Annotated in this window: 23 protein-coding genes and 1 riboswitch; of the genes, 8 read left to right on the top strand and 15 right to left on the bottom strand. The window is 71.9% G+C overall.

Going from position 1 to position 24,456, the window contains the following annotated elements; translation table 11 throughout:
* Positions 1–4: 4 nt before the first annotated feature.
* The 6 genes from AB0K18_RS02075 to AB0K18_RS02050 all read right to left on the bottom strand — a co-directional run bounded on the left by AB0K18_RS02075 (position 5) and on the right by AB0K18_RS02050 (position 4,805).
* Positions 5–715: an endonuclease/exonuclease/phosphatase family protein gene (locus AB0K18_RS02075; RefSeq protein ID WP_364908527.1), complete on the bottom strand. Its 711-nt coding sequence runs from the start codon at positions 713–715 to the stop codon at positions 5–7.
* A gap of 126 nt (positions 716–841) precedes the next feature.
* On the bottom strand, positions 842–1,774 hold the full coding sequence (locus tag AB0K18_RS02070; protein ID WP_364908524.1) for an ROK family glucokinase: 933 nt from the start codon (positions 1,772–1,774) through the stop codon (positions 842–844).
* Between the two features lie 14 nt (positions 1,775–1,788).
* Positions 1,789–2,340, bottom strand: coding sequence for a DUF5304 family protein (locus AB0K18_RS02065; RefSeq protein ID WP_364908522.1), 552 nt, complete (start codon positions 2,338–2,340; stop codon positions 1,789–1,791).
* Positions 2,341–2,367: 27 nt separating this feature from the next.
* Positions 2,368–3,549, bottom strand: a complete 1,182-nt coding sequence (locus AB0K18_RS02060; RefSeq protein ID WP_364908519.1) for an ArsA family ATPase — start codon at positions 3,547–3,549, stop codon at positions 2,368–2,370.
* Position 3,550: 1 nt separating this feature from the next.
* Entirely contained in the window at positions 3,551–3,988 is a 438-nt protein-coding gene (locus tag AB0K18_RS02055) for an SRPBCC family protein (RefSeq protein ID WP_364908516.1), read from the bottom strand.
* A 49-nt stretch (positions 3,989–4,037) separates the two neighbouring features.
* The gene (locus AB0K18_RS02050) at positions 4,038–4,805 is read right to left on the bottom strand and encodes a metallophosphoesterase (protein ID WP_364908513.1); all 768 of its coding nucleotides are present in this window, start codon (positions 4,803–4,805) and stop codon (positions 4,038–4,040) included.
* Positions 4,806–4,970: 165 nt separating this feature from the next.
* On the opposite strand from AB0K18_RS02050, the gene AB0K18_RS02045 reads away from it, so the two are divergent.
* Positions 4,971–6,722: an AMP-dependent synthetase/ligase gene (locus AB0K18_RS02045; RefSeq protein ID WP_364908510.1), complete on the top strand. Its 1,752-nt coding sequence runs from the start codon at positions 4,971–4,973 to the stop codon at positions 6,720–6,722.
* 5 nt (positions 6,723–6,727) lie between these two features.
* Here the strand turns inward: AB0K18_RS02045 and AB0K18_RS02040 are convergent, their stop codons facing one another.
* Entirely contained in the window at positions 6,728–8,017 is a 1,290-nt protein-coding gene (locus AB0K18_RS02040; protein WP_364908507.1) for a hypothetical protein, read from the bottom strand.
* Between the two features lie 133 nt (positions 8,018–8,150).
* Here AB0K18_RS02040 and AB0K18_RS02035 point away from each other — a divergent pair, with 133 nt between their 5' ends.
* The 3 genes from AB0K18_RS02035 to AB0K18_RS02025 are packed head-to-tail and all read left to right on the top strand — an operon-like array spanning position 8,151 to position 11,157.
* Positions 8,151–9,431 (top strand): ABC transporter substrate-binding protein, encoded by a 1,281-nt coding sequence (locus tag AB0K18_RS02035; protein ID WP_364908505.1) that lies wholly within the window; start codon positions 8,151–8,153, stop codon positions 9,429–9,431.
* On the top strand, positions 9,431–10,303 hold the full coding sequence (locus tag AB0K18_RS02030) for a sugar ABC transporter permease (RefSeq protein ID WP_364373916.1): 873 nt from the start codon (positions 9,431–9,433) through the stop codon (positions 10,301–10,303). The genes AB0K18_RS02035 and AB0K18_RS02030 overlap by 1 nt, the downstream gene beginning before the upstream one ends.
* Positions 10,300–11,157 carry a carbohydrate ABC transporter permease gene (locus AB0K18_RS02025; protein WP_364908503.1) on the top strand — a complete coding sequence of 286 codons (858 nt, stop codon included), beginning with the start codon at positions 10,300–10,302 and terminating at the stop codon, positions 11,155–11,157. Before AB0K18_RS02030 ends, AB0K18_RS02025 begins: the two co-directional genes overlap by 4 nt.
* Positions 11,158–11,160: 3 nt before the next feature.
* Here the strand turns inward: AB0K18_RS02025 and AB0K18_RS02020 are convergent, their stop codons facing one another.
* The 6 genes from AB0K18_RS02020 to AB0K18_RS01995 form a co-directional block, all read right to left on the bottom strand.
* The gene (locus AB0K18_RS02020; RefSeq protein ID WP_364908500.1) at positions 11,161–12,291 is read right to left on the bottom strand and encodes a glycosyltransferase family 4 protein; all 1,131 of its coding nucleotides are present in this window, start codon (positions 12,289–12,291) and stop codon (positions 11,161–11,163) included.
* Entirely contained in the window at positions 12,258–13,760 is a 1,503-nt protein-coding gene (locus tag AB0K18_RS02015) for a M48 family metallopeptidase (RefSeq protein WP_364908497.1), read from the bottom strand. Before AB0K18_RS02015 ends, AB0K18_RS02020 begins: the two co-directional genes overlap by 34 nt.
* Before the next feature lie 11 nt (positions 13,761–13,771).
* The gene (locus AB0K18_RS02010) at positions 13,772–14,605 is read right to left on the bottom strand and encodes a hypothetical protein (RefSeq protein WP_364908495.1); all 834 of its coding nucleotides are present in this window, start codon (positions 14,603–14,605) and stop codon (positions 13,772–13,774) included.
* A 132-nt stretch (positions 14,606–14,737) separates the two neighbouring features.
* Positions 14,738–15,244, bottom strand: coding sequence for a C40 family peptidase (locus AB0K18_RS02005; RefSeq protein ID WP_364908493.1), 507 nt, complete (start codon positions 15,242–15,244; stop codon positions 14,738–14,740).
* A 94-nt stretch (positions 15,245–15,338) separates the two neighbouring features.
* Positions 15,339–15,504, bottom strand: a riboswitch (cyclic di-AMP (ydaO/yuaA leader).
* A 735-nt stretch (positions 15,505–16,239) separates the two neighbouring features.
* The gene (locus AB0K18_RS02000; RefSeq protein WP_364908491.1) at positions 16,240–17,154 is read right to left on the bottom strand and encodes a C40 family peptidase; all 915 of its coding nucleotides are present in this window, start codon (positions 17,152–17,154) and stop codon (positions 16,240–16,242) included.
* Between the two features lie 146 nt (positions 17,155–17,300).
* On the bottom strand, positions 17,301–18,623 hold the full coding sequence (locus tag AB0K18_RS01995; protein ID WP_364908489.1) for an NYN domain-containing protein: 1,323 nt from the start codon (positions 18,621–18,623) through the stop codon (positions 17,301–17,303).
* Between the two features lie 144 nt (positions 18,624–18,767).
* On the opposite strand from AB0K18_RS01995, the gene AB0K18_RS01990 reads away from it, so the two are divergent.
* The gene (locus AB0K18_RS01990; RefSeq protein WP_364908486.1) at positions 18,768–19,844 is read left to right on the top strand and encodes a phosphotransferase family protein; all 1,077 of its coding nucleotides are present in this window, start codon (positions 18,768–18,770) and stop codon (positions 19,842–19,844) included.
* On the opposite strand, the gene AB0K18_RS01985 is transcribed toward AB0K18_RS01990, so the two are convergent.
* Positions 19,826–20,497: a response regulator transcription factor gene (locus tag AB0K18_RS01985; RefSeq protein ID WP_364908483.1), complete on the bottom strand. Its 672-nt coding sequence runs from the start codon at positions 20,495–20,497 to the stop codon at positions 19,826–19,828. The genes AB0K18_RS01990 and AB0K18_RS01985 overlap by 19 nt on opposite strands.
* Complete coding sequence (locus tag AB0K18_RS01980; RefSeq protein WP_364908480.1) at positions 20,494–21,738, bottom strand: histidine kinase; 1,245 nt, start codon at positions 21,736–21,738, stop codon at positions 20,494–20,496. Before AB0K18_RS01980 ends, AB0K18_RS01985 begins: the two co-directional genes overlap by 4 nt.
* A 111-nt stretch (positions 21,739–21,849) precedes the next feature.
* Between AB0K18_RS01980 and AB0K18_RS01975 the strand changes: the two genes are divergently transcribed.
* Genes AB0K18_RS01975 through AB0K18_RS01965 form a run of 3 tightly spaced genes read left to right on the top strand, consistent with a single transcriptional unit; the run spans position 21,850 to position 24,289 of the window.
* Positions 21,850–22,074, top strand: a complete 225-nt coding sequence (locus AB0K18_RS01975) for a hypothetical protein (protein WP_364908477.1) — start codon at positions 21,850–21,852, stop codon at positions 22,072–22,074.
* Entirely contained in the window at positions 22,071–22,562 is a 492-nt protein-coding gene (locus tag AB0K18_RS01970; protein WP_364908474.1) for a PH domain-containing protein, read from the top strand. Before AB0K18_RS01975 ends, AB0K18_RS01970 begins: the two co-directional genes overlap by 4 nt.
* Positions 22,559–24,289: a PH domain-containing protein gene (locus AB0K18_RS01965; RefSeq protein ID WP_364908471.1), complete on the top strand. Its 1,731-nt coding sequence runs from the start codon at positions 22,559–22,561 to the stop codon at positions 24,287–24,289. The genes AB0K18_RS01970 and AB0K18_RS01965 overlap by 4 nt, the downstream gene beginning before the upstream one ends.
* Positions 24,290–24,456: the final 167 nt, after the last annotated feature.

Below are 24,456 nucleotides of genomic sequence, written 5' to 3'. Positions count from 1 at the left end.
CCCGTTAGTGCCCAACTCTCAACTCCGCCACGACCGGGAAATGGTCACTCGCGCCCGCCTGATCGGTGCCGGTGAGCGGCACTCCGCACGACACGACGGCGATCTCGCGGGCGGCGAACACCGCGTCGATGCGCCGGCGCGGGCGCGGTGACCTGAACGTCGGGCCGCCGCCCGCCGGCGCCTCGGCGTGGCAGTCGGCCAGCCGCGCCGCCATGTGGCGCCAGGCCGGCTGGTGGTCCTGCTCGTTGAGATCGCCGCCGAGCACGATGGAGGCGTCGTGCCGTGCGGCGGCGTCCTCCATGAGGGCGATGATCTCCTCGACGTGGTACGCCCGCGCCGCCTCGTCCAGGTCGAGGTGGAACGACCCCACCACCAGCCGGCCCCCGTCCCCGACCGGCTCCACGACGGCCAGGGCGAGGGCGCGGCGCTCCAGGCCACGGAAGGGGCGCAGCGCGTGGTGCTCGGCGTGCAGCACGCGCATGCGCGGCCCGGTGAGCACGGCGACGCCGCCCACCCTGCCATGGGTGGCGACGGCGAGCCCCGCCGAGGCGGCCAGCGCGCCCCTTCTGGCCCGCCACCGCACGAACCTCGGCACCTCCTGCACGCACAGCACGTCGGCGCGCAGCGCGACGACGACCGGCGCGAGCGCGGCGAGCCCGGCCCGCATCCCATGCAGGTTGTACGTCCCGACCCGGACGTGCACAGGAAGCGTCACAAGTCGCCGCCTTCGGCGCCGCCGGGTTCTGGCATCACGGATGGCCGGGCCCGGCCGGCCGGCCAGGCGGCCACGAGCCGCCAGGCCCCGGCACCGGCTGGGGAGGTCGCCACCGGCGGCAGGGGCCTAGCGGCGGCGGGCGAGGTCGGCGGCGCCCACGACGCCGGCCGAGGCGCCCAGCTCGGCCAGGCGGATCTCGGCCAGAGGCCGGTGGCCGCGGCCGGTGAGCCGTTCGGCGAACGCCTCCCTGGCGCGGTCGATGAACAGGTCGGCGGCGCGGGACACGCCGCCGCCGACGATGAAGCAGCCGGGGTCGAGGATGGAGGCGAGGTCGGCCATGCCCTGCCCGAGCCAGTCGGCCAGGTTGGCGAAGGCGGCCAGGGAGACCTCGTCGCCGAGCCTGGCGGCCTCGGTGACCTCTTCGCCCTCGATCTTGCCGCCGGCCAGCCCGAGCAGCGTGGCGGCCCGCTCCGGCTGCGCGTCGGCCAGCTCTCTGGCCTCCTTGACCAGGGCCTGGCCGCTGGCGTACTGCTCCCAGCAGCCGATGTTGCCGCAGCCGCACTCGCGCCCGCCCGGCTGCACCTGCATGTGGCCCAGCTCGGCGCCCATGCCCCAGCGGCCGCGGTAGAGGGCGCCGTCGAAGACGAGCCCGCCGCCGATGCCGGTGCCGAGGGTCAGGCAGACGACGTGGGACTGCCCCCTGCCCGCGCCGAACCTGGTCTCGCCCCAGGCCATGGCGTTGGCGTCGTTCTCGACGACGACCGGCAGGCCGACGAGGCCGCTGATCTTCTTCTGCAGCGGCTCCTCGCGCCAGGCGAGGTTGGGCGCGAAGCGGATGACGGAACGGCTCTCGTCCACGAAGCCGGCCGCGCCGACCCCGACCGCCTCGACGTCCCGGCCCTCGGACAGCTCGCGAACGACGTCGGCCACCGTCTCCGCCACCTTGTCGGGGCGGTCTGCGGCGGTGGGCCTCAGCGTGTGTTCGACGATCTCGCCGTTGTCGTCGACCACACCGGCGGCCACCTTCGTCCCGCCGATGTCGACACCGATCGTGAGCATTGCCGCGTGTCTCCCTATCCCAGATCTATGTGTTGAACGTTGTCGCGATTGTCGCGATTGTCACGGTCCTCGCGCTGCGTGTCGCGCCGGTCACGGGGTCCGCGGGAGGCGGGCTTGCTCAGTGCGTCGAGCGCGCCGCGGAAGGCGGCGAACAGCTCACCGCCGGCGGCCACCAGGTGGCCGGTCACGTCGCCGCCCGACTCGCGCTGCGCCGCGATCGCCCGGCACACCGGGCAGGCCCGGCAGATGTACTCGTCGTGGGGCTCGGAGACGGCCTCCTCCCACACGTCGCGCTCCCTGCGGGAACGGCCACCGCCGACCGCTCCGGACAGCGAGCCGGTGAAGGAGTCGAACACGCTCTTGCCGACCTGGCGGGTCGCCCGCCCCTGAAGCGACTCGAACAGCTTGCGCGCCTCGTCGGCCACCGTGCCGATCGGGTCCCTGTCGGCCTGGCCTGAGGTGTCGCGCCCGGTGTCGCGCCCGGTGTCCCGCCCAGTCTCCCGTCCGGTGTCCCGCGCGGTGTCCCTATGGTTGTCTCTGCCGTTCCTGTCACTGGTGTCGCTCATCCTGGTCCTCCAAGCTCGTGGGGTCGCTCATCCATTCAACTCATCAGGTCGCGGATTCGCTCCCTCGGCGGACCACGTGACGCGAAGCACACCGTCGCGCAGCGCCGCTCCGCTGATCTCCCTGCGGGCCAGCGCCGCGGGAAGGGCCAGGATCCTGCGGTACGGGCCCGCCGTGACGATCAGCTCGTCACCCTTGCGGGCCAGGTCGACGTTCTCCCGGTCGGCGCCGGGCAGGGCCAGCTCCAGCTCGTCGGCGCTCATCCGCAGCGGCGGGCGTACGGAGTGGGCGGCGAACGGGTCGGCGTCGCCGTACATGGCGGCGCCCACCTCGGCCAGCGCGTCCTTGCCGACGGGCTCGGCGGGCAGGTAGGGCACGACGTGGACGGGCAGCGGCGCGAAGGACTGCTCGGCCTCGGCCAGCAGCCTCGACTGCGCCTTCACCCATCCGTCGCGCCACGCGTCGGAGCCGTCGCCGCCCGGGAAGACGCGGTTGGCGATGACGGCGTCGACGCGGTAGCCGTACAGGCTGAGCGAGGTGAGGGTGCGCCTGGCCTCGGCCAGCACGACCGACTCGGGCGTGAGCACGAGCCGCACGGAGGCGTGGTCGCCGGTGAGCAGCTCGCGCACCTCCATCAGCCCGCGGTGGAAGCGCTCGCCCGCGTTCATGACGTCGTCGCCCGGCGCGCTGACGCGGGCCACGCCGCGGACGAACGGCGAGACCAGCTTCAGCACCCGGCGCCCGACCGGCATGAGCCGGTTGACGTGCCAGTCGAGCGCCTCGGGCAGCGCCAGCAGCCGCAGCGTCTCGGCGGTGGGCGCGCAGTCGACGACGATGACGTCCCAGCAGCCGTCGCGGGCGTGGCGGCGCAGCTCCAGCAGGGCGATCAGCTCCTCCGCGCCCGGCAGGACGGTGATCTCCTCGGAGGTGATCTCGTCGAGGCCCAGCTCGGCCAGCACGCCCCGCGCGTAGTCGCGCAGCTCGCCCCAGTGGCGTTCCATCGACTTCTGTGTGTCCACCTGGTGCAGGTGCAGGCCGGGCGCGATCTCGCCGGGCTCGGCGGCGAGCGCGTCGGCCAGCGAGTGGGCCGTGTCGGTGGACACGATCAGCGTCTTCAGCCCGCGGCGGGCGGCCAGCGTGGCCGTCGCGGCAGCGGCCGTCGTCTTGCCCACCCCGCCCTTGCCGGTGAAGAGCAGAACCCGCGGGTGCACCTCAGCGGCCTTCGACGCGCTTCTTGAGGCCCTTGAGCGCGGTGTCCACGATGACCTTCTCGGCCTTGCGCCTGATCATGCCGATCATGGGGACGCTGAGGTCGACCGTCAGCTCGTACGTCACGTCGGTGCCACTGCCCGACTCGGAGAGCCGGTAACTTCCGCGCAGGTCGGAGACCATCTTGCCGGGCTCGACGACCTGCCAGCTCACGCCCTCGTCGCCCTGCCAGGTGTAGCCGAGCGTGTAGGTGTCGCTGATCGGCCCGGCGTCGAGGGTGAACCGCACGGTGCTCGGCCGGCCGGCGTCGTCGCTGGTCAGGACCTCGGCGCTCTTGACCTGGCCGGCCCATTGGGGGTAGCTGGGGAAGTCGGCGATGACCGCCATGACGTCGGCGCGCCCGGCGCCGATCGTGGTGCTCGAAGTGGTCCGATCAGCCATGGCGACCACGTTAGTGCACAAACCGCCGGTGACGGCGTAAGGGCCCAGATCACCATTCGAGGACGTACGGGACGCCCCTGCTGCGGAAGTGGCCCACGTTCAGGCACTCGGTGCGGCCCACGCGGGCGCGCGCGTGGAGGGGATTGTGCACGTGGCCGAAGAGGGCGTAGCGGGGCTGGGTGCGCCTGATCGCCTCCAGCGTGGCCTCGCTGCCGCGTTCGAACCGCCTGGCCACCACGTCGTAGAGCAGCTCGGGCAGGGCGGGCGGGATGTGGCAGCACAGGACGTCGACCTCGCCGACGGCCTCGACCTTGGCGGCGTACTCCTCGTCGCTGATCTCGTGCGGCGTGCGGTACGGGGTCTTCAGCCCGCCGCCGACGAACCCGAACCGCAGCCCGCCGATCTCCGTCACCTGCCCGTCGAGCACCTGGTGGCCCGGCCTGACGTAGTCGGACCACAGGCGCGGCAGGTCGACGTTGCCGTAGGTGAGGTAGGCGGGGGTGGGCATGGCGGCGAACAGGGCGGCGTACTGGGCGCGGACGTTGCGCTCGATGTGCTCGCGCGGGTCGCCGTCGAGCGTCGCCCACAGCCGCGCCGACATGGCCCTGGCCTCGTCGAAGCGCTTGGCCGTGCGCAACGCGATGAACTGGGCGGCGTTGGCGGCGCCGAACAGGTCGGCGAAGATGCCCTGGGCGTGGTCGTCGTAGTCGACGAACAGGATGAGGTCGCCGAGGCAGATCAGCGCGTCGGCGCCGTCACCCGCCCTGGCGAGCGCGTCTGCCCTGCCGTGGACGTCGCTGACGACGTGGACCCTCATGCGGCAGATCCTATGCGGTGTCTCCTCGGGGCCCGCGCCGCACCGCAGGACGCCCTTCGGCTTGCTAGCGTGTGAAACGCCCTTCATAACGCCTCAATGACGGAGCTACCGGCGCGTAACTTCAGGCGGTAACGTCCAGGCGGAGTCCGAAGAGGAGTTGAGTTCGTGCGCGAGTACAGCGTCCCCGTCCTGGTCGATGTGCCTGCCTCCGCCGGCCTGGCCGACACCGTCTTCCGGCGCGCGGAGCAGGAGCCGGGCGCCGTGGTGATGCGGCGCAAGGCCGGGTCGGGCTGGCCGGTGGTGACCGCGGCGGAGTTCCGCGACCAGGTGGCCGAGGTGGCCAAGGGCCTGATCGCGGCCGGCGTCGAGCACGGCGACCGGGTCGCGCTCATGTCGCGTACCCGCTACGAGTGGACGCTCGTCGACTACGCCATCTGGACGATCGGCGCGGTCACCGTGCCGGTCTACGAGACCTCCTCCGTCGAGCAGATCAGGTGGATCCTCGCCGACAGCGCGGCCAAGGCGGCGTTCGTCGAGCTCGACGCGCACGAGCAGGCCGTCAAGGAGGCCGCGCCCGAGCTCAAGGGGCTGTGGCGGGTGGACGGCACGCTGGAGACCGGCGGCGTCACCGACGCCGACGTCGAGGCGCGCAGGGAGCAGGTCACCTCCGCCGACCTCGCCACCGTCGTCTACACCTCGGGCACCACCGGGCGGCCCAAGGGCTGCCGCATCACGCACGACAACCTGCTGTTCACCGCGCTCAACGTGCTGCGCGGGCCGCTCGAGCCGATGTTCGCCCGCAAGGAGCCGGCCGCGCTGCTGTTCCTGCCGCTGGCGCACATCTTCGCCCGGATGATCCAGGTGGTGCTCATCGAGGCGGGCGCGATCATGGCGCACACGCCCAACATGAAGAACGTCGCCCCCGACCTGCAGGACTTCCAGCCGACGTTCCTGCTGGGCGTGCCGCGCGTGTTCGAGAAGGTCTACAACGCCGCCGAGCAGAAGGCGATCTCCGGCGGCAAGGGCAAGATCTTCGCCCGCGCGGCCGACGTCGCGGTGGCCTGGAGCAAGGCGGAGAGCTCGGGCGGCGCCCCGCTCGGGCTGCGGCTGCAGCGGGCGGTGTTCGACAAGCTGGTCTACGCGAAGCTGCGCGCGGCCACCGGCGGGCGGCTGTCCGCCGCGGTCAGCGGCGGCTCCGCGCTCGGCGACCGGCTCGGCCACTTCTTCCGCGGCGTCGGCATCGAGGTCTTCGAAGGGTACGGCCTCACCGAGACCTCCGCGCCCGTCTCGGTCAACATGCCGGGCGGCAACAAGATCGGCACGGTCGGCAAGCCGCTGCCCGGCGTCACGCTGCGCATCGACGACAACGGCGAGATCCTCGCCAAGGGCCGCAACGTCTTCCACGGCTACTGGAAGAACGAGGACGCCACCGCCGAGGTGATCGACGCCGACGGCTGGTTCCACACCGGCGACGTGGGCGAGCTCGACGCCGACGGCTACCTGCGCATCACCGGGCGGATGAAGGAGATCCTGGTGACGGCGGCGGGCAAGAACGTCGCGCCCGGCCCCCTTGAGGACGCGCTGCGCGCCCACCCGCTGGTCTCCCAGGCCATGATCATCGGCGACGGGCGGCCGTTCGTGGCCGCCCTGATCACCCTCGACCCCGAGGCCCTGCCGGAAGGCGCCACCGTGGCTGGCCTCAAGTCCGACCCCGAGGTGCTGGCGCAGATCCAGGGGGCGGTCGACCGGGCCAACGCGATGGTGTCGAGGGCCGAGCAGATCAAGAAGTTCGTCATCCTCGACGCGGACATCACCGAGGAGAGCGGCCACCTCACACCGACCCTCAAGGTCAAGCGGAACCTGGTGATGCGCGACTTCGCCGGCGAGATCGAAGCGCTCTACGACTCCCGATCGTAGATACGTCAGCCGAGTGCCTCGCCGACGCCTTCCACGTCGCCGGGGCCGCCCTCGATGGCGACCTCCTCCGACGTGCCGGTGGCGGGGTCGTGGACGGTCACGGTCAGCGGCGGGGTGTCCCTGGGGCGGCCGAAGACCAGCTTGGAGCCGTAGAAGGCGACCGGCCAGTTGCCGCCGGGCAGCGTCGGGACGACCTGGTCGCGTACGCCCTCCTCGTCGTCCGGCACCAGCACCACCGCCGAGTCACCCCACGCCACCGCCAGGCGGCCGTCCGGTGAGACCGCCAGCGCCGACAGGGCCTGGGAGCCCGCGCAGGCCTGGCAGGAGACGGTCCTGACCGGGCCGGACGTGCCGTTGACCTGCAAGGTGCCGCAGCGGGGCGCGGTGACCGCCCATCGGTCGCCGGGCAGGTGCGCCACGGCCGCCCCGTAGGCGCACTCCTCCGATGCTCCGTCGAACTTGAGTGCCTGGTAGCGCTCCGCCCGTACCTCGTCGATCAGGGTGACGGAGCCCGTGTGGCCCGCTCCCCCGTGTCCGAGCTGCCGGCCCGTGCCGTCCTTGCGCTCGTCGGGGGCGCCGACGAGCAGGCGCAGCCGCCCGTCCGGCAGAGGGCCGAGCGCCAGGGCGTGGCCGAAACGGTCGCCGACCTCGCTGTTGCCCGGGACGCCCTCGGTCTCCTGGCTGATGCGGCGGGCGCCGGTGGCCCCCTCGGGGAAGACGTACACGGCTCCCGCCGCGCGGGCGCCCCGCTCCTTCTCCAGGGGCGCTCCGACGGCGATGGTGCCGCCGTACGCGGCGACCGAGCTGCCGAACCTGGCGTTCTCCTGGGGCTCGGGGGCGACGAGCTTGCGGTGGGGGCGGGTGCCGCCGCCGTACAGGACGTAGACCGCGCCGGCGCCGCCCTTCCCGTCCACCTTCGTGTACGGCGCTCCGACGACGAGGTCGGCGCAGCCGTCGGCGTCCACCCGTGCCAGGGCCACCGACGACCCGACGGCGTCGGCGGCCTCGTCCTGGATGGTCAGGCGGACGAGCCTGCCGGCGGTCAGCAGGGAGACCTGGCCGCCCGACAGCATCCTGTTCCCCACGGCGACGTCGTCCCGGCCGTCGCCGTCGAAGTCGCGCGGCCCGGCCTTCGTGCAGTCGGGGGCGGCCGCGCGCTGCGACGGCCCGGAGGTGGCCGCGCGCTCCGGCGTCCCGGGCGTGGCCGCCGGCTCCGGCCCTCCTGACGCGCATCCGACCGCGCCCGCGAGCACCGTCACAGCCGTCAGAACCACGGGCACAGGTCGCCAGAACATAGGCGGATTATTCCGGACACGACCTGCTGAGGCGCAGGTTGTCGTGAAAACGGGCGTTGACAGTCCGAAAAGGGGCCTTTTCGATGAAGGAAAGTGCGCGAAGTCGGGGGAATTCCGGCAAGGAGGCACCCACATGGACCGACCATCGCCGATCTCCCGCCGCAACCTCATCTTAGGAGCCGCCGCCTTCGGCGTCCCCGCCGTCCTGGCCGGCTGCGGCTCGGACGCCCCGTCGCCCGCCGGTCAGGGCGGCGGCGGACTGGGCACGGTCACCATCGGCTCGAACGCCTCCGACGAGATCCCCAAGAAGACGCTGGACACCGTGGTCAAGGGCTTCACCCAGGCCACGACCAGGATCAACACCGTCGACCACAACACGTTCCAGGAGAACATCAACCGCTACCTGCGCGGCACCCCCGAGGACGTGTTCACCTGGTTCGCCGGGTACCGGATGCAGTTCTTCGCCGAGCAGGGCCTCGCGGTGGACATCTCCGACGTGTGGCAGGAGATCGGCGGCGACTACACGCAGGCGTTCAAGGACCAGTCGACGGGCGTGGACGGCAAGCAGTACTTCGTCCCGTTCACCTACTATCCGTGGGCGGTGTTCTACCGCAAGAGCCTGTGGCGGGAGCGGGGCTACGAGCCGCCCGCGACGCTGGACGAGTTCACCGCGCTGGCCAGGAAGATGAAGGCGGACGGCATCGTGCCGATCGCGTTCGCCGACAAGGACGGCTGGCCGGCGATGGGCACGTTCGACATCCTCAACATGCGGATCAACGGCTACGACTTCCACATCTCCCTCATGGCCGGCAAGGAGTCGTGGACCGACCCCCGGGTCAGGCAGGTGTTCGACACCTGGCGGGGGCTGATGGAGTTCCACCAGCCGGCCGCGCTGGGCCGTACGTGGCAGGAGGCCGGGCAGTCGCTGGCGCAGAAGAAGACCGGGATGTACCTGCTCGGGATGTTCGTCGCCCAGCAGTTCCCCGAGGCCGACCGGGACGACCTGGACTTCTTCACCTTCCCCGCGATCAACCCGGCGTACGGCACCGACTCGATCGACGCCCCCATCGACGGCTACATGATCTCCGCCAAGGCCAAGAACGTCGAGGGCGCGAAGGCCCTGATCAAGCACTTCGCGCAGGCGTCCTCCCAGGACATCGCCACGAAGCTGGATCCCGGCACGCTGGCCGCCAGCTCCAAGGCCGACACCTCCGGCTACAGCGCGCTGCAGAAGCGCGGCGCCGAGCTGGTGTCGAAGGCCACGCACATCGCGCAGTTCCTCGACCGCGACACCAGGCCCGACTTCGCCTCGACCGTGATGATCCCGTCTTTGCAGACGTTCGTCGGCAAACCCGACGAGATCGACCCCTTGCTGGCGAGCATCGAGAAGCAGAAGGCGAACATCTTCCGCTGATGGCCGCCAAGACCCGTCGCTACTCCGCCCGCGACGTGACCATCCTGGTCATCGGGCTGGGGGTGGCCATCGTCGTCAACGTGGGCCTCGTCTGGGGGCCCACGCTGGCCTCCGTCTGGCTCTCCGGCACGAGCTGGAACGGCATCGGGCCCATCGAGTGGGTGGGCGGGGAGAACTATCACGACCTGGCGGCGGAGTATCCGCCGTTCTGGTCGGCGGTCCGCAACAACGTGCTGTGGCTGGGTTTCCTGGGGCTGGTGGCGACGCCGTTCGGGCTGTTCTGCGCGGTGCTGCTGGACCGGCGGCTGCGGCTGTCGCGCTTCTACCAGAGCGCCCTCTACATGCCGGTCGTGCTCTCGCTGGCGGTGGTGGGCTTCATCGCGCAGCTCGTCTACTCCTCCGACTACGGCGTGCTGAACGCGGTGACCGGGCTGAGCGTGGACTGGCTGGGCGACCGCGCGGTCAACATCTGGGTCGTCATGGTGGCGGCGGCGTGGCGGCACGTCGGGTACGTCATGATCATCTATCTGGCCGGGCTCAAGGCGGTCGATCCCGCGCTGAAGGAGGCCGCGGCCATCGACGGGGCGAACGAGCGGCAGGCGTTCTTCCGGGTGGTGTTCCCGACGTTGCGCCCGGTCAACGTGATCGTGCTGGTGATCACGGTCATCGAGGCGCTGCGGGCCTTCGACATCGTCTACGCCATCAACAAGGGCAGGAACGGGCTGGAGCTGCTGTCGGTGCTGGTCACCGAGAACATCGTGGGCGAGGCCAGCAGGATCGGGTTCGGCTCGGCGATCGCGGTGATCCTGCTGGTGATCTCGCTGGGGTTCATCGTCACGTACCTGTCGCAGCTGTTCAGGGAGGAGCGATGAGGTGGCGGCCGCTGCGGGTGCTGCTGCACGCCTTCCTCGCGCTGGTGGCCCTGGGGTGGCTGCTGCCGCTGGTGCTCGCCGTGTACGCCTCGCTGCGGCCGTACGAGGAGACCGCCCGCCTCGGCTACTTCTCGCTGCCGGAGAGCCTGACGCTCACCTACTACGCGGAGGCGTGGACACAGGCCGAGCTGCCCCGCTACTACCTCAACACGCTGTACATCGTGGTGCCCGGCGTGCTGGTGACGCTGCTGACGGCCTCGTTCACGGCGTTCGCGATCGCCCGGCTGCGCATCCCGGGGCGCAGGACGCTGCTGATCGTGTTCACCGCGGGCAACCTGCTGCCCCCGCAGGTGCTCATCACCCCGCTCTACACCCTCTACACGCTGGTCCCGCTGCCCGTGTGGCTGTCGGACTCGCAGTCGCTCTACGACTCCTACCTGGGGCTGATCCTCATCCACGTGGCGTTCCAGTTCGGCTTCTGCGTCTTCGTGCTGGCCAACTTCATGCGCACGATCCCCGAGGAGATCTCCGAGGCGGCGCTGGTGGACGGCGCCGGGGTGTGGCGGCGCTACTGGACGCTGACGCTGCCGCTGTGCCGGCCCGCGCTGGCGGCGCTCGGCACGCTGCAGTTCACCTGGATGTACAACGACTTCCTGTGGGCGCTGGTGCTGATGTCGTCGGGCGACAAGCTGCCGGTCACCTCGGCGCTGAACAACCTGCGGGGCCAGTTCTTCACCGACTACAACCTGCTGGCCGCCGGGTCGATGCTGGTGGCGCTGCCGACGCTGATCGTCTTCCAGCTCCTGCACAAGCAGTTCGTGGCCGGGCTCACGCTGGGCTCGACGAAGGGGTGAGAGCTAGAGCAGGGCGCGGAAGCGGGCGGCGACCTCGTCCCAGGTCCACTCGCCGGTGATCCAGTCGCGGCCGGCCGCGCCCATCTTGCGGGCCTTCTGGGGGTCGGTGAGCAGCTCGACGACGGTCTGCGCGATCTCGCGGGGGTTCTCGCCGTTGACGACCAGGCCGGTCTCGCCGGGGCGTACGGCGTCGGGGGCCCCGCCCGACCGGCCCGCCACCACCGGCAGGCCGGTCGCGGACGCCTCCAGGAACACGATGCCGAGGCCCTCCACGTCCACGCCTCGTAGCCGGGTGCGGCACGGCATCGCGAAGACGTCCGCCGCCGCGTAGTAGCCGGGCAGGTCGGCGGCGGGGACCGTGCCGGTGAACCTGATCGACTCGTGCCCGCCCGCCAGCCGTTCCAGCCGCCGCCGGTACGGGCCGCCGCCCACCAGCAGCAGCACCGCGTCCGGCACCGAGCGCAGCACCCGCGGCCAGGCGGCGATGAGCCGGTCCTGGCCCTTGCGCGGCACCAGCCGCGACACGCACACCACCACGGGCCGCTCCCCGAGGCCCAGCCGGGCCCTGACCGGCGCGCCCGCCGCGGGCTGGAACTGCTCGGCGTCCACGCCGGGCGCGAGCCTGACGAGCTTGCCCGGCGGGATGACGGGAGCCAGCCTGGCGCGGGTGTACTCCCCCAGGTACGTCACCACGTCCGCGTGCCCGCCGATCCTGCGCAGCACCGAGCGGAAGCCCGGCGCGCTCGCCCACGACGCCTCGTGGCCGTGGGTGAGCATCACCACCCGCTCGGCGCCCGCCCCGCGCAGCCGCGGGGCGAGCAGGCCGAGCGGCGCCGCCGCCCCGAACACCACGGTCCGCACGCCGTGCGCGGCCACCAGCCCGGCCGCCGTGCGCGCGACGGCCGGGACGGGCAGCATGAGCCGCGTGGGGTGCCGCACGACGCGGAACGGCTGGCGCCGGTCGAACTCGGCGCTGCCCGGCCAGGCGGGGGCGTAGACCGTCACGCCCGGCGTGCGCAGCGCGAGCCCGTGCACGAACGACTGGATCCCGCCCGTGCGGGGCGGGAAGTCGTTCGTGACGAAGAGCACGGCGGAAGGCGTCACGGGATGGGCACGCCGTTCAGCCGGGCCCATACGCGGGCCATGGCGATGCGCTCGGGACTCGACGGATGGGAGGCATAGAGCACATATTCCACCGCATTTGGCGTCAAGTCGGAAATGTTGGTCGTTGCCAGGCGTTTTTGCATGGCGATGAACGTGGCCGGGTCCCGCGTCAGGTCCAGCGCGTGCACGTCGGCCCTGGCCTCGATGTGCCGGCTGATGAGGTTCTGGGCCGGGCCCAGCAGGAACCCGCCGATCGTCATCAGCCCCAGCAGCGCGCCGACCGCCCGCGGATCGGTGATCGAGGTGACCTTCGTCCGCCGCCGCAGCGGGTCGAACACCAGGTAGAGCAGGATCGCGCCGAACGCCGAGCCGAGCGCGCCGATGAGCGTGCCGTGCAGGACGTCGTCGTACTTGGCGTGGCCCAGCTCGTGCGCCACGACCAGCTCCACCTCGCGCTGCGGGGCCTTGAGCAGCGTGTCGTAGACGACGATGCGGCGCGTGGCGCCGAAGCCCGACACGTACGCGTTGAGCGCCGTCGTCCTGCGTGAGGCGTCGGCCACCAGCACGTCCTCCACCGGCACGCCGTCGCGCGCGGCCAGGTCGAGCAGGTTCGTCCGCAGCGTGCCCTGCTGCATGGGGGTGAACTCGTTGAACAGCGGCTCGAACACCACCGGGTAGACGAACGAGGCCGCCACCGTGAACGCGAACGCCCCCAGCGCCGCCGGGATCCACCAGCGCCGCACGTGGCGGGCCAGCGCGACCAGGACCAGCAGCATGAGGCTGAGCAGGACCGTCTCCACGCCCAGGTTCTTCAGCCGGTCCGCCGTCCAGCCCGCCCAGTCCTGGGTGGACAGGCCGTACTCGCGCATGATCGTCTCGAACCACATGCCGAGCGGCCACCTGAGTGCCTCGACGATCGCGGTGATCACCACGGTGCCGATGATCACCCGCAGCCACCACGGGCCCTTCAGCACGCCCAGCACCTTCGCCCCGAACGGGGTCGCCACCAGCAGGCCGGCGAAGATGAGGGTGAGCGCGAGCGAGAGGTAGCTCGGCAGGCTCGTCGCCGCGTCGAACGCCTCTCCCCTGGCGATCTGGGCGGCGGTGAAGTCGCGCGCCGGGTCGGGCGGGCCGCCCGTCAGGACGTGCCACGGTGTGGTGAACGCGGCCACGGCGATGATCACGATGCCCAGCAGCGCCAGCGCCACGCCCGCCTGACGGCGCAGCGCCGGCGTGGTCACCCCCCGCTCGTCCATCCCCGCACCCTTCCCCCCGCCCCCGGCGCCCGCGCCGTCCGGCCCGCCGGCCGCTCCGCTGTCCGGCCCGCCGCTGCGGGCCTTCCCCTGGTTCGGCCCGCTGATCGGCGGATCACTCGCGGCGGGTTCCGTGGCCGGTGCGCCTGAGGCGCCCACCGCTGTCAGGGCGCCCTCCGCTTCTCGGGCCTCCTCCTCCGGGGCGTGGTTCGTCTCCCGGTCGTCCGGGTCTTGTCGTTCGCTCATCTGCCTCCCCTTCACACGAGCTGATCCCGCACGTACGCGCGCCACCGCGCGGTCAGCGTCGCGACGGAGAGCCCGAGCGCGGCGAGTGCCCGATCGGCCCCGTCCACGCGGGCCGCACGGTAGAGCCTCACCAGGGTCCCCTCACCGAACCGGTCAGCGAGGAAGCGACACGCCAGCCACGCCTCCTGGTACGCCCGCGCGAGCCCGGCCGGGTCACCCCCGTCCGCCGCGAAAGCCGCAGGTCCGGGCAGAACGGTCGGGAGCCGCCCGGCGCGCACTTCGGCGGCCAGCTCGGCGGCGGCCGTCGCCACGGGCAGTCCGGCGTCTCGGTAGGCGACGTAGTCGGCGAAACCCTCGTACAGCCAGACGGGCAGTCCGTCGGTGCCGGCGACGACGTGGGTGAGCTCGTGGGCGAGGACGACGTCCCTGCCGACGGGGTTGAGGGTGGCGAACGCCTCGGGGACGACGATCACCCGTGCGCCGTCGGCCACCGCCGCGAGCCCGTCCACCCCGCCCACCCGGGCCAGGCGTGCGGCCTCGCGGGCGTCGGCCGGGACGACGATCAGGGGACGTACGGGGCGGGCGAGCACCGCCGACACCCGCCGGCCCGCCGTGTCGGCCGCGCGCGCCAGCTCGTCGAGCCCCGCGGCGTCGAACCCGGCGTCGAACCCGGCGTCGTGGCCCACGACGGTGGACCACCTGCCGCGGCGTACGACGTGGGGCCCCGGCCACAGGTCGCGCGCCTGCGCGGGCAGGACGGGCGCGTCAGGCAGCGGGGCGGCGGCCGAGACGGCGAGGAGCACCAGCCCGGTCACCGCGGCTCGTCGGCTCACCTGCTCGGACACAGTGCCCGATCGTATGCGCTGCCTTGCGGGTCAAGGGCCGGGAACGCGAGAGCACCCGTACGCACCCCGCGAGGTGAAGCTCGGGAACGCGAGAGCCCCGTCCGGATCGGGGAGGATCCGGACGGGGCTTCTTCACACGCCGGGACGGACGGCGCCGACGAAGGACGACCTTCGCCATCCGCTCAGCTTGTCGATGCGTACCCGTTCACCTGTCCGCGGTGAATGGATCATCTTGCCCTTGCCGACGTACATGCCCACATGGCCGAGCCCGTTGAAGAACATCAGGTCACCTGGCTTGAGATGGCGCCAGGAGACCTTCTTCCTCGTGCGGACGAACTGGCTGCTCGCCACGCGCGGGAGTTTGACGCCGGCCTTCTTCCAGGCGAACTGGACGAGGCCTGAGCAGTCAAACGCACCAGGTCCTGTGCCCCCGTAACGGTACGGGTCACCGATCTGCTTCTTGGCCACGGCGACGGCCTTGCCGGCCCTCGCCTTCTGCCGGGCGGCTTTGGCGGCCCTCTTACGGGCCTTCGCCGACGCCGTGGTGCGGGCGGTGGTCGCCGCCTTCACCGTCGTGCCGGCCGCCGCACTGGTCTCGCGGGTCGTCGCCGCCTGAGCCGCCGGGGCATGGAGGACCATACCTCCGGCCGTCACGGTCATCGTGAGTGCAACACCACTCAGGGCAAGGCGGGACAGGCGGGGGTTCTGCAGGGAGTTAGACAGGATTTCTCCTTGTGTCTTCCACGAACGCCTACCGGGTTAGCTGACGGATTCGGGCGTGGAAGTCGCCCTACGGCGCGATGGGCGCGCCGATTCACCCCTGATCCCTCGGGGAACGTGGGATCGCTGGGTCCCCGGCTCCGTGCCTCCTGGCTGCACGGATTCGGCAGGTCGGCACCCCGATCAGAAGTGCGATGGGGATATCAGGGCCGACCGGCGGATTTTTATCTGTCTCACATCGGGAGGGACCGATGCCGGTTCGCGGCGACATGGCTTGTTCACCGCGACGACGCCAGAAGCTACGCCGAAGGGTCAAGGATCGGCAAAGCGTGAATGGCCCTGTAAAGATCAGATAGCAGGATTTGTCAGACTTGAAACCCCTGCTGGAACCCCAGGTCTTGTGACCAAAATGTGACCTCACTCACACTTGCTTTCGCGGGCTTTTGTCAGGTCCCAGTAGTCACAGGAGTCACACCAGTCACAAACGCGAACACCCTTCTCGCCCCGCTTGCCGACCGGACGCGAGGGACGTCGCCCCGAAAAATCCACCCTTTGTACGACTCTCCCTAGTAGTGACCGATCAGGAGGTCAAGCCCATCGCGCCCAGGTTGATCAAGGAGCCCGCCAACTATAGATCTTCGTAGAAGAGCTGCGACACGGATCACAGCCGAGCGGCCACCGCGTGCGCAGAGCGCTGATGCTGAACGCGACTGCGATGAGGGGCGTGCCAGACGCGATCGCCAAGAGCCGACGCCAGGCCGAAACCCCCGCTGTCACGCAGTAAGCCCCGGCGGCCGAACCGCCGGGGCTTACGCAGCCAGACCAAAACCTTCGCGGCCGGGCTTAAGCGGCCGAATCACCCGGATACCGGGAGCCGGATGCCGGATGCCGGGAGCCGGGAGCCGGGAGCCGGGTTACGGGCGGATGGCGCCGACGAGGTTGCGGCCGTAGGCGGAGAGTTTGACGACCTTGACGACGTCGCCGGTCTGCGGCGCGTGGACGATCTGCCCGTTGCCCGCATAAATGCTGACGTGTCCCAGGCCCTCGGAGAAGATGAGGTCGCCGGGCTGCAGGGCGTCCAGGGAGACCCGCCGGCTCTGGCCCCAGGCCCACTGCTGCCACGTCGTCCGGGGCAGCGAGACCCCGGCGGCCCGCCAGGCCGCCTGCGTGAGACCCGAGCAGTCGTACCCGCCCGGCCCGGTGCCGCCGAACACGTACGGCTTGCCGACCTGCGCGTACGCGAACCGCAGCACCGCCGCCCCGCTCCCCGACGCCGGCCCGGTGTACTTGATGCCCGTGCTGTTGGGGTTGCCCGGGTTGTACGCCCCCAGCTTCTTCAGCAGCTTCTTCTGCTGCGCGATCAGCTTGAGGATCTCCGAGCGTTCCTTCTGGACGGCGTCGCGTTCCTTGTCAGCGGACTTGAGCGCCTTCTGCGCCTTGTCCCGCTCGATCTTCAGCCCCCGGTTCTCCCGGTCGAAGGCGGCGAGCTTCTGCAGGCGTTCCTGGGAGAGCTGCCCGGCCACGGCGAGCCCGGACAGGCGGCCCTGAGGATCGTTCGAGCCGAAGATGCCGGGCCATGAGGTGATGTCCTCGCCCAGCTTGTAGCTGTCGACGGCCATGCCGGCCACCTGGGCGCGCAGGTCGGCGACGGTGGCCAGCTTGCGCTTGTAGCTCGTGTCGAGCGAGGAGTAGGTGCTCTTGGCCTTCTTGTAGCGCTCGGTGGCGGTGTTGTACCGGTCGACGACCTTGTCCGCCTTGTCGTTGAGCTTCTCCAGCTTGGCCTTCGCCTGGGCCAGCGTGGGCTGGGGATCAGCGAGGGCCTCTCCCATCGGAGTCAGCATCAGTCCGAACGCGAGACCCGCGGCCATCGGCACCCGGCCAAACCTCACTGTATCGCCCTCCCCAGGATTTACATCTGGGGCGAAATAGTACAGAAGTGGCGGGTGAGCTAGTGCTAAACCTACCAATTCGTAACTTAGGCGCGACTCAGTCGGCGCAGCAGCAAACCAGACGGAACGGGTCTGGCTCCCATCCGGCGTACGGACTCGGCCACCTCGCGGTCGGACGAGACGACGGCGATGGCCCGGCCCGGCGGCTCGGCGCGGACGAGCTGGCGGATCAGGTCGTCGGCGATCTCCCCCGGCGCGCTGAACAGCACCCGCACCCCCCGCGGCGCCACCACCTGCACCGGCGCGTTGAGCTCCGCCCCGTCGAAGACCACCGTCACCTCGACGCGGGTCTGGGCGACGAGGCCGCCGAGCCCGTTCATGAGCCGGGTGCGCTGGTCGGCGAGGGTGAGCGTGCCGTAGCCGGTCTTGGTGACGTTGTAGCCGTCGATGATGAGGTGCACCTGCGGCAGCGCGAGGAGCTGGTCGAGCAGCTGCGGGTCGTCGTCGGCCAGCGCGCGGGCGGGCACGCCGCGGACGTTGGGGCGCTCTCCGGTGACCGCCGCGACCGAGTCGGCGGGCCGGCTGATCGTGGTCGGCAGCGCCAGCTCGCGGCGCAGCCCGGCGGAGGCGTCCTGGAGGGCGTCGAGCAGCACGCGGATGCGGGCGTCCTCGATGCTCCTGCCCTCGCGGGCGGCCCGGCGCGAGGCTTCGAGCTGCTTCTCGACGTCGGCGAGGCGCTCGCGCAGCCGCCGCAGCTCGGCCTCGGCGCCGCTGCCCGCGTGGGAGGCGGCGGTCCTGGCCTCCTCGGCGGCGTGCTCCATCTCCTCGGCCCGCCGCACCGCCGCCTTGGCCCGCTCACGGGCGTCGTGGAGCTTGCGGCGCAGGTCGGAGTTCTCCGCGCGGGCGGCCTTGAGCTGCTCGCGCAGCCGGTCGGCCTCCTCCTTGGCGGCGGTCTTCTGGGCGGCGAGCTGCTCGCGCAGGCGGGCGACCACCTCCTCGCGCTCGGAGCCCTCCGCCGCCACGGCCGAACGTTCGAGGTCGGCTCGGGCGGTTTCGATCATTTCCGCCCAACCCGGCGGCCGGGTCAGATAGGCTGCCGCCGCCACCAGCACGGGATCGGCCGCCGGTGGCACGTTGCCCTCGGCCAGCGCGGAGACCAGCTCGGGCCAGCCCGCGGCGACGGACTCGGCGACCAGCTCGCGGAACTTCTTGTCGTTCTCGAGCTGCGCCGCGATGGGCGCGCTGCCGAGTTTGGCGCGTTTGCGGGGGTCGAATTTGGCGATGCCGCGCAGGGGTGGCGGGATCGTCGCAGCCGGCATCGTGCCGAGGACCTGCGACGCCAGATCGACGACGTTGAGCCGCACCTGCTCGGGAAGCGGGCGAGACAGGCCTTCACCCGCTGAACTCATCCCACTTGTCCCTTCGTGACATGCCCTTTCAGACAAGGGTACGGCTGTTGCGTACCTGACCGTAACGGCCACCCATCTGTGGACAAGCGCTTGCTAGGCGGTATACGACTGTCGCAGGACCCGTCTCCCCCCGGGAGGTCCACCGTGGCCGAGCAGCTTCGTACGTCCACCCGCGACCTGGCCGAACTGCGGGAACGCGCCACCGCCTGGCTCCGTGCCCAGGTCGGCGCGAGCGCGTCGGTGTCGGAGATGTCCAGGCCCGCGGAGAACGGGCTGTCCAGCGAGACCCTGTTCTTCACCGCCACCTGGGACGGCCGCTCCACCCGCTGCGTGGCCCGCCTGGCACCTGCGCAGGAGGCCGTTCCCGTCTTCCCCTCCTACGATCTGCGCACGCAGTTCGAGCTGATGCGCCTGGCCAGGGAAAAAGCTGGGATCCCAGCGCCCAGGGCCCTCTGGTTCGAGCCCGACCCGGCGCCGCTGGGCACGCCGTTCCTGGTCATGGAGCGGGTGGACGGTGAGGTGCCGCCGGACGTGATGCCGTACACGTTCGGGGGCTGGCTGTACGACGCCTCCCCCACCGACCGGCGGCGGCTGCAGGCCGCGAGCGTCGGGATCCTCGCGGCCCTGCACCGTACGGTGTTCACGCCGGCCGAGCTGGCCCCGCTCGGGCCCGCCGGGCTGCGCGCGCACGTCGAGGCGCAGCGGGCCTACTACGAGTGGGCACACGGCACGTACCGCGTCCCGCTGCTGGAGCGCGCGTTCGACTGCCTGGAGGCGCACTGGCCGAAAGAGCCCGGCCCCGACGTGCTGAGCTGGGGCGACGCCAGGATCGGCAACATCATCTACCGGGACTTCGCGCCCGTCGCGGTGCTCGACTGGGAGATGGCCGCCGTGGGGCCGCCCGAGCTGGACGTGTCCTGGATGATCTTTTTGCACCGCTTCTTCCAGGACCTCACCGTGGGCGGCGGCCTGCCCGGCATGCCGGACTTCATGCGCAGCGCCGACGTCTGCCGCACCTACCGCGAGCTGACCGGCTACGAGCCCCGCGACCTGGACTTCTACGAGCTGTACGCCGCCCTGCGGCACGGCATCGTGATGGCCAGGGTGTGGCGGCGGCGCATCCACTTCGGCGAGCAGGCCATGCCGGACGACCCGGACGACCTGGTGCTGCACCGCGCCACCATCGAGCGGTTGCTGGCGAGCTACGAGGCGGCGTCGTAGACCAGCAGCGCCACCTGCACCCGGTTGTTGAGGCCGAGCTTGGTGAGGATGCGCGAGACGTGTGCCTTGACCGTGGGCACGCTCATGAACAGCTCGCGCCCGATCTCCGCGTTGGACTTGCCCTGCCCGACGGCCATCGCCACCTCGCGCTCGCGCTCGCTGAGCCGGGCGAGCAGCTTCCTCGCCCGCTGGGTGCGGTCGTCGGCCCCGCCGTCGGCCACATGGCTGATGAGCTGGCGCGTCACCGCGGGCGACAGGATCGGCTCGCCCGCCGCGACCTTCCTGATGGCCGCCACGAGGTCGACCGGCGCGATGTCCTTCAGCAGGAACCCGGCCGCCCCCGCCCGCAGCGCCCGCAGCACCTGCGCGTCAGCGTGGAACGTGGTCAGCACCACCACTTCAGGCGGCGCGGACGTGCGGCGCAGCGCCTCGGTGGCGGTCAGCCCGTCGACCCCCGGCATGCGGATGTCCATCAGCACCACCCGCGGCCGGTGCTCGGCGACCAGCGGCGGCACCTCGGCGCCGTCGGCGGCCTCACCGACGATCTCGATGTCGCCGGCGCCACCGAGGATCATCGACAGCCCGGCCCGCACCATCGGGTCGTCGTCGACGATGAGCACCCTGATCGGGCCGCCCTGGCCGGCTGCGGTCATGAAACGTCCTCCCGCGTCGTCTCCACCGGCCACGGCAGCCAGGCGCGTACCACGAACTCCCCCTCCGGCGTCGCGCCGTGCTCCAGCCGGCCGCCTGCCAGCTCGGCCCGCTCGGTCAGCCCGATGAGCCCGGCGCCCGCGCCGGGCAGACGGGCTCCGGACGGACGCACCGGGCGTGCTCCGAGCGGGTTGCGCACCTCGACCGACAACTCCTCGCCGCGCTCGCCCTCGACCACGACGCTCACCGGGACGCCGCCCGCGTGCTTGCGCGCGTTGGTCAGCGCCTCCTGGACGATGCGGTAGAGGTTACGGCCCTGCCCGTCGGGCACGTCGCCGGCCCGCAGGTCGAGCCGGACGTCCATGCCCGCCTGCCGGCACTCCTCCACCAGCGCGGGCAGGTCGGCCAGCGTGGGCTGCGGCCGGTCGGGCACGACATCGGCCTCGGGGCCCGCGTGCCGCAGCACGCCGATCACCTCGCGCAGGTCCTGCAGCGTCTGGTGGGCGCTGGTCCTGATGGCACCCGCCGCCCTGGCGATCTCCGCGGGCGGCGCGTCGGGACGGAACTCCAGCGCGCCCGCGTGCAGGCTGAGAATCGAGATGCGGTGGGCCAGCACGTCGTGCATCTCCCTGGCGATGCGCTCGCGTTCGAGCTGCTTGGCCTGCTCGGCGGCGCTGTCGGCGCGCTGCCTGAGCGACCAGACGAGCTGCCGCCGCGCCCTGACCACGATGCCCCACGCGAACACCATGAGCACGACCGTCACGCCCAGCGCCACCGCCCAGGCCCGCTCGTCGTCGTCCTCCGGGCGCAGGGCCACGAAGGGGACGAGGGTGAGGAAGTTGAGCAGCGCGACCGGCCCCGAGATCTTCAGCGGCCGGTGCACCGCCACCGTGAACAGCGCCACCACGCACGCCCCGCCGACCAGCTCCAGGTAGGACGACAGCAGCGCGGTGGTCACCGACAGCGCCACCGGCCACCGGCGCCGCAGCCACACCGCCACGCACGCCAGCGCCCCCGTCACCTGCTCCAGCGCCATCAGCGGGTCCGGCTCGGGCTTCTTGTCCAGCTCGACGAGCGACAGATAGGTGATGAGACAGGCGGCCAGGAACATCAGCGTGTCGACGATCCAGTCGCGGGTGGAGCGGCGCACGCGCCCGCCCTCACGGGCGTCGCCCAGCAGCACCGACGGCAGCGCCCACCGGTATTCGTGGGCGGGCACGCCGTCTCCCCGCAGTTCCGTCACGTCCATCGAGGTTAGGCCCTGCGGGAGGTACGGCGACAGCGACCAAAGTCGATGCCGCGCGAGACCTAGGTCCGATGCGCCCGGCGCCCCGGCCCGGCGAGGCTTGGCGGCATGCAAGCGGTGCTGAGGGTGTCGGGCTGGCTGCTGCTCCTGCAAGGAGTGGCCGGCCTGGGCGACGCCCTGTGGAACTGGTGGGGATGGGCGCGCGGGCTGCTCGTGGTCAACGTGGTGCCCGCGCTGAAGGGATACGAGGTGTTCGGGTCCATCGTGATCGGCGTGCTCGGCTTCGCGCTGCTGTCCGTGGCCGGGTCGCTGCGGCGGGAGGGGGAGGCATGAGCGCGACCGGGCTCCGTCCGCCGCGCCACCGGGCCGATCCCCGGGCGGTGGCGTGGTGGACGGCGCAGTGGCTCATGCTCATGATCCCACTGGCCGGGGCCGCCGTCGTCGCCTACCTGCTGTTCACCGCGCGGCCCGGCTGGCTGGGGGTGCTGGTGGCGGTGTTCGCGGCGGGGTGCCTGGTGCTCGCCGTGGTGGCGCCGCGGATGTCCTACCGGGTCGAGCGGTGGGAGGTCACCGACGACGCCGTCTACACCCGCCGGGGGCTGCTCACGCACACGTGGAAGGTGGCGCCGATGTCGCGGATCCAGCGGGTCGACACCGCGCGGGGGCCGGTGCAGCGGCTGTTCGGGCTGGCCGACGTCACGGTGACCACGGCGTCTTCGGCGGGCGCGATCACCATCGGCGGGCTCGGCCACGAGCTTGCCGCCGACCTCGCCGCCCACCTGACCGCCCGCACCCAGGCCACCCCGGGGGACGCCACATGAACACACGCGAGGCGAACGCGGACGCCCCCCGGCCCGCCCCCGGGCCGGAGCCGGGCGCGGTGATGGGGCCGGAGCCGGGCGCGGTGATGGGGCCGGAGCCGGGCGCGGTGATGGGGCCGGAGCCGGGCGCGGTGATGGGGCCGGAGCCGGGCGCGGTGATGGGGCCGGAGATGGGGGCGGAGGCACAACCGGAGGTGCGGCAGGAAGGGCGGGTGGAAGTGGGGGTGGCGTGGCGAGGGGTGGCGCGGCGGAGTTCGGGGGTGACCGGGGTCAAGTCGCTGGCGGTCGCGGCGGGGGCCGTGCTGGGGCTCGTCCGGTTCCTCGCCGGCCGTGACTGGCCGGTCGGGGGCATCGTGGCGGCGTGCGCCGGGGCCGTGGTGCTCGTCGTGGCGGGCGCGGTCGCGTACGACGGGGTCAGGGTGCGTGCCATCCGCTGGCGCCTGACGCCCGAACGGCTGGAGCTGCGCTCCGGCATCACCACCCGGCAGCACCGCTCGATCCCGCGCGACCGCGTACGCAGCGTGGACCTGCGCGCCGACCCCGTGCACCGGATGTTCGGGCTGGCCGTGGTCAAGGTCGGCACCGGCGAGCACGCGGGCGACGCGCCCCAGCTGACACTCGACCCGCTGACCAGGCACGACGCCGAGGCGCTGCGCCGCACGCTGCTGCGCCGGGGCGACCCGGCCGGCGAAGGGCCGCTGGCGGAGCTGCGGTGGTCGTGGATCAGGTACGCGCCGTTGTCGGTGTGGACGTTCACCGGCGCGGCGGTGGTGCTGGGCGCGCTCTACAAGGTGTTCGACTCGTTGGGGATGAAGAGGTTCACCACGCGGCTGGCGTCCGAGCTGTGGGCGTGGATCGCGGCGCAGCCGCTGCTCGCCGTCCCGCTGCTGCTGGCGGTCAACGTGGCGGTGGGGGTGGCGGGGGCGATGCTGCTGTTCGCCGAGTCGTGGGGGCGTTACCGGCTCGACCGCGAGCCGGGCCGGCTCCGGCTGCGCCGCGGCCTGCTCACCACCCGCTCCCTGACGATGGAGGAACGCCGGCTGCGCGGCGTCGAGCTCAGCGAGCCGCTCCTGCTCCGCCTGGCCGGGGCCGCCCGCGTCAGGACGGTCGCCACGGGGCTGAGCAAGTCCGGCTCCAAGGACACCGAGGACGCGGCCGCCCTCACCCCGCCGCTCCCCCGCCCCGACGCCCTCCGCATCGCCACCGCGGTCACCCCGGCGGGGTCTTCCTTGGGAGAGGCCATGGTGACCTTGACGCGGCACCCGCCCGCCGCCCGGCGCAGGCGGGTGATGCGCGCGCTGGCGACGACCGGGGTCGCGGCCGGACTGCCGGTGGCCGTGGCGGCGGGAGCCGTGCCGTGGGCCGAGGGCGCGGGCTGGACCGTGGTGGCGGTCGTGGGGACGCTGGTGGTGCCGGCGTACGGGCTGTGGATGGCCGCGGCGGGGGCCGCGAACCTCGGGCACGCGCTCAGCCCCCGGCACCTGATCACGAGGAGAGGCGCGTTGGTGCGGCGTACGGTGGCGCTCGATCGCCGGGGCGTCGCGGGCTGGACGTTCACCGAGACGTTCTTCCAGCGCCGCTCCGGCCTGGTGACGGTCTCGGCCACGACGGCGGCCGGGCGCGGCCACTACGAGGTCGTGGACGTCGGCCGCTCCGACGGCCTCGACCTGGCCGCCGCCACCGTCCCCGGTCTGCTCGACCCGTTCCTCGCCCACTCACGGAGGTGACCCAGGAGGCCCGGGAAAGCAGGCGAGCCGCGCGATCCCCCGGGGTTTGCCCATGCCCCTGTACTGGACAACCCCCATCGCGCGGCTCAAGCGCCTACGTTGATAACGCTATTTGTCCGACTTGCAACCGGGTTGCAGCCGCATTAACTGTTGACGGAGATGTCCTG

Source organism: Nonomuraea sp. NPDC049421 (genome assembly GCF_040677005.1).
In the GTDB taxonomy this organism is placed as follows: Bacteria; Actinomycetota; Actinomycetes; order Streptosporangiales; family Streptosporangiaceae; genus Nonomuraea; species Nonomuraea salmonea.
The sequence above is the reverse complement of the archived record's forward strand: the minus strand, read 5'-3'. Positions and strand labels throughout refer to the sequence as shown.

What these genes read in the sequence shown, in the direction of transcription:
- AB0K18_RS02070 (WP_364908524.1), bottom strand. Translation starts at nt 1,774, where the DNA reads ATGCTCACGATCGGTGTCGACATCGGCGGGACGAAGGTGGCCGCCGGT.
- AB0K18_RS02065 (WP_364908522.1), bottom strand. Translation starts at nt 2,340, where the DNA reads ATGAGCGACACCAGTGACAGGAACGGCAGAGACAACCATAGGGACACC.
- AB0K18_RS02055 (WP_364908516.1), bottom strand. Translation starts at nt 3,988, where the DNA reads ATGGCTGATCGGACCACTTCGAGCACCACGATCGGCGCCGGGCGCGCC.
- AB0K18_RS02050 (WP_364908513.1), bottom strand. Translation starts at nt 4,805, where the DNA reads ATGAGGGTCCACGTCGTCAGCGACGTCCACGGCAGGGCAGACGCGCTC.
- AB0K18_RS02040 (WP_364908507.1), bottom strand. Translation starts at nt 8,017, where the DNA reads ATGTTCTGGCGACCTGTGCCCGTGGTTCTGACGGCTGTGACGGTGCTC.
- AB0K18_RS02035 (WP_364908505.1), top strand. Translation starts at nt 8,151, where the DNA reads ATGGACCGACCATCGCCGATCTCCCGCCGCAACCTCATCTTAGGAGCC.
- AB0K18_RS02030 (WP_364373916.1), top strand. Translation starts at nt 9,431, where the DNA reads ATGGCCGCCAAGACCCGTCGCTACTCCGCCCGCGACGTGACCATCCTG.
- AB0K18_RS02025 (WP_364908503.1), top strand. Translation starts at nt 10,300, where the DNA reads ATGAGGTGGCGGCCGCTGCGGGTGCTGCTGCACGCCTTCCTCGCGCTG.
- AB0K18_RS02020 (WP_364908500.1), bottom strand. Translation starts at nt 12,291, where the DNA reads ATGGGCCCGGCTGAACGGCGTGCCCATCCCGTGACGCCTTCCGCCGTG.
- AB0K18_RS02015 (WP_364908497.1), bottom strand. Translation starts at nt 13,760, where the DNA reads ATGAGCGAACGACAAGACCCGGACGACCGGGAGACGAACCACGCCCCG.
- AB0K18_RS02005 (WP_364908493.1), bottom strand. Translation starts at nt 15,244, where the DNA reads ATGGTCCTCCATGCCCCGGCGGCTCAGGCGGCGACGACCCGCGAGACC.
- AB0K18_RS02000 (WP_364908491.1), bottom strand. Translation starts at nt 17,154, where the DNA reads ATGGGAGAGGCCCTCGCTGATCCCCAGCCCACGCTGGCCCAGGCGAAG.
- AB0K18_RS01995 (WP_364908489.1), bottom strand. Translation starts at nt 18,623, where the DNA reads ATGAGTTCAGCGGGTGAAGGCCTGTCTCGCCCGCTTCCCGAGCAGGTG.
- AB0K18_RS01985 (WP_364908483.1), bottom strand. Translation starts at nt 20,497, where the DNA reads ATGACCGCAGCCGGCCAGGGCGGCCCGATCAGGGTGCTCATCGTCGAC.
- AB0K18_RS01975 (WP_364908477.1), top strand. Translation starts at nt 21,850, where the DNA reads ATGCAAGCGGTGCTGAGGGTGTCGGGCTGGCTGCTGCTCCTGCAAGGA.
- AB0K18_RS01970 (WP_364908474.1), top strand. Translation starts at nt 22,071, where the DNA reads ATGAGCGCGACCGGGCTCCGTCCGCCGCGCCACCGGGCCGATCCCCGG.
- AB0K18_RS01965 (WP_364908471.1), top strand. Translation starts at nt 22,559, where the DNA reads ATGAACACACGCGAGGCGAACGCGGACGCCCCCCGGCCCGCCCCCGGG.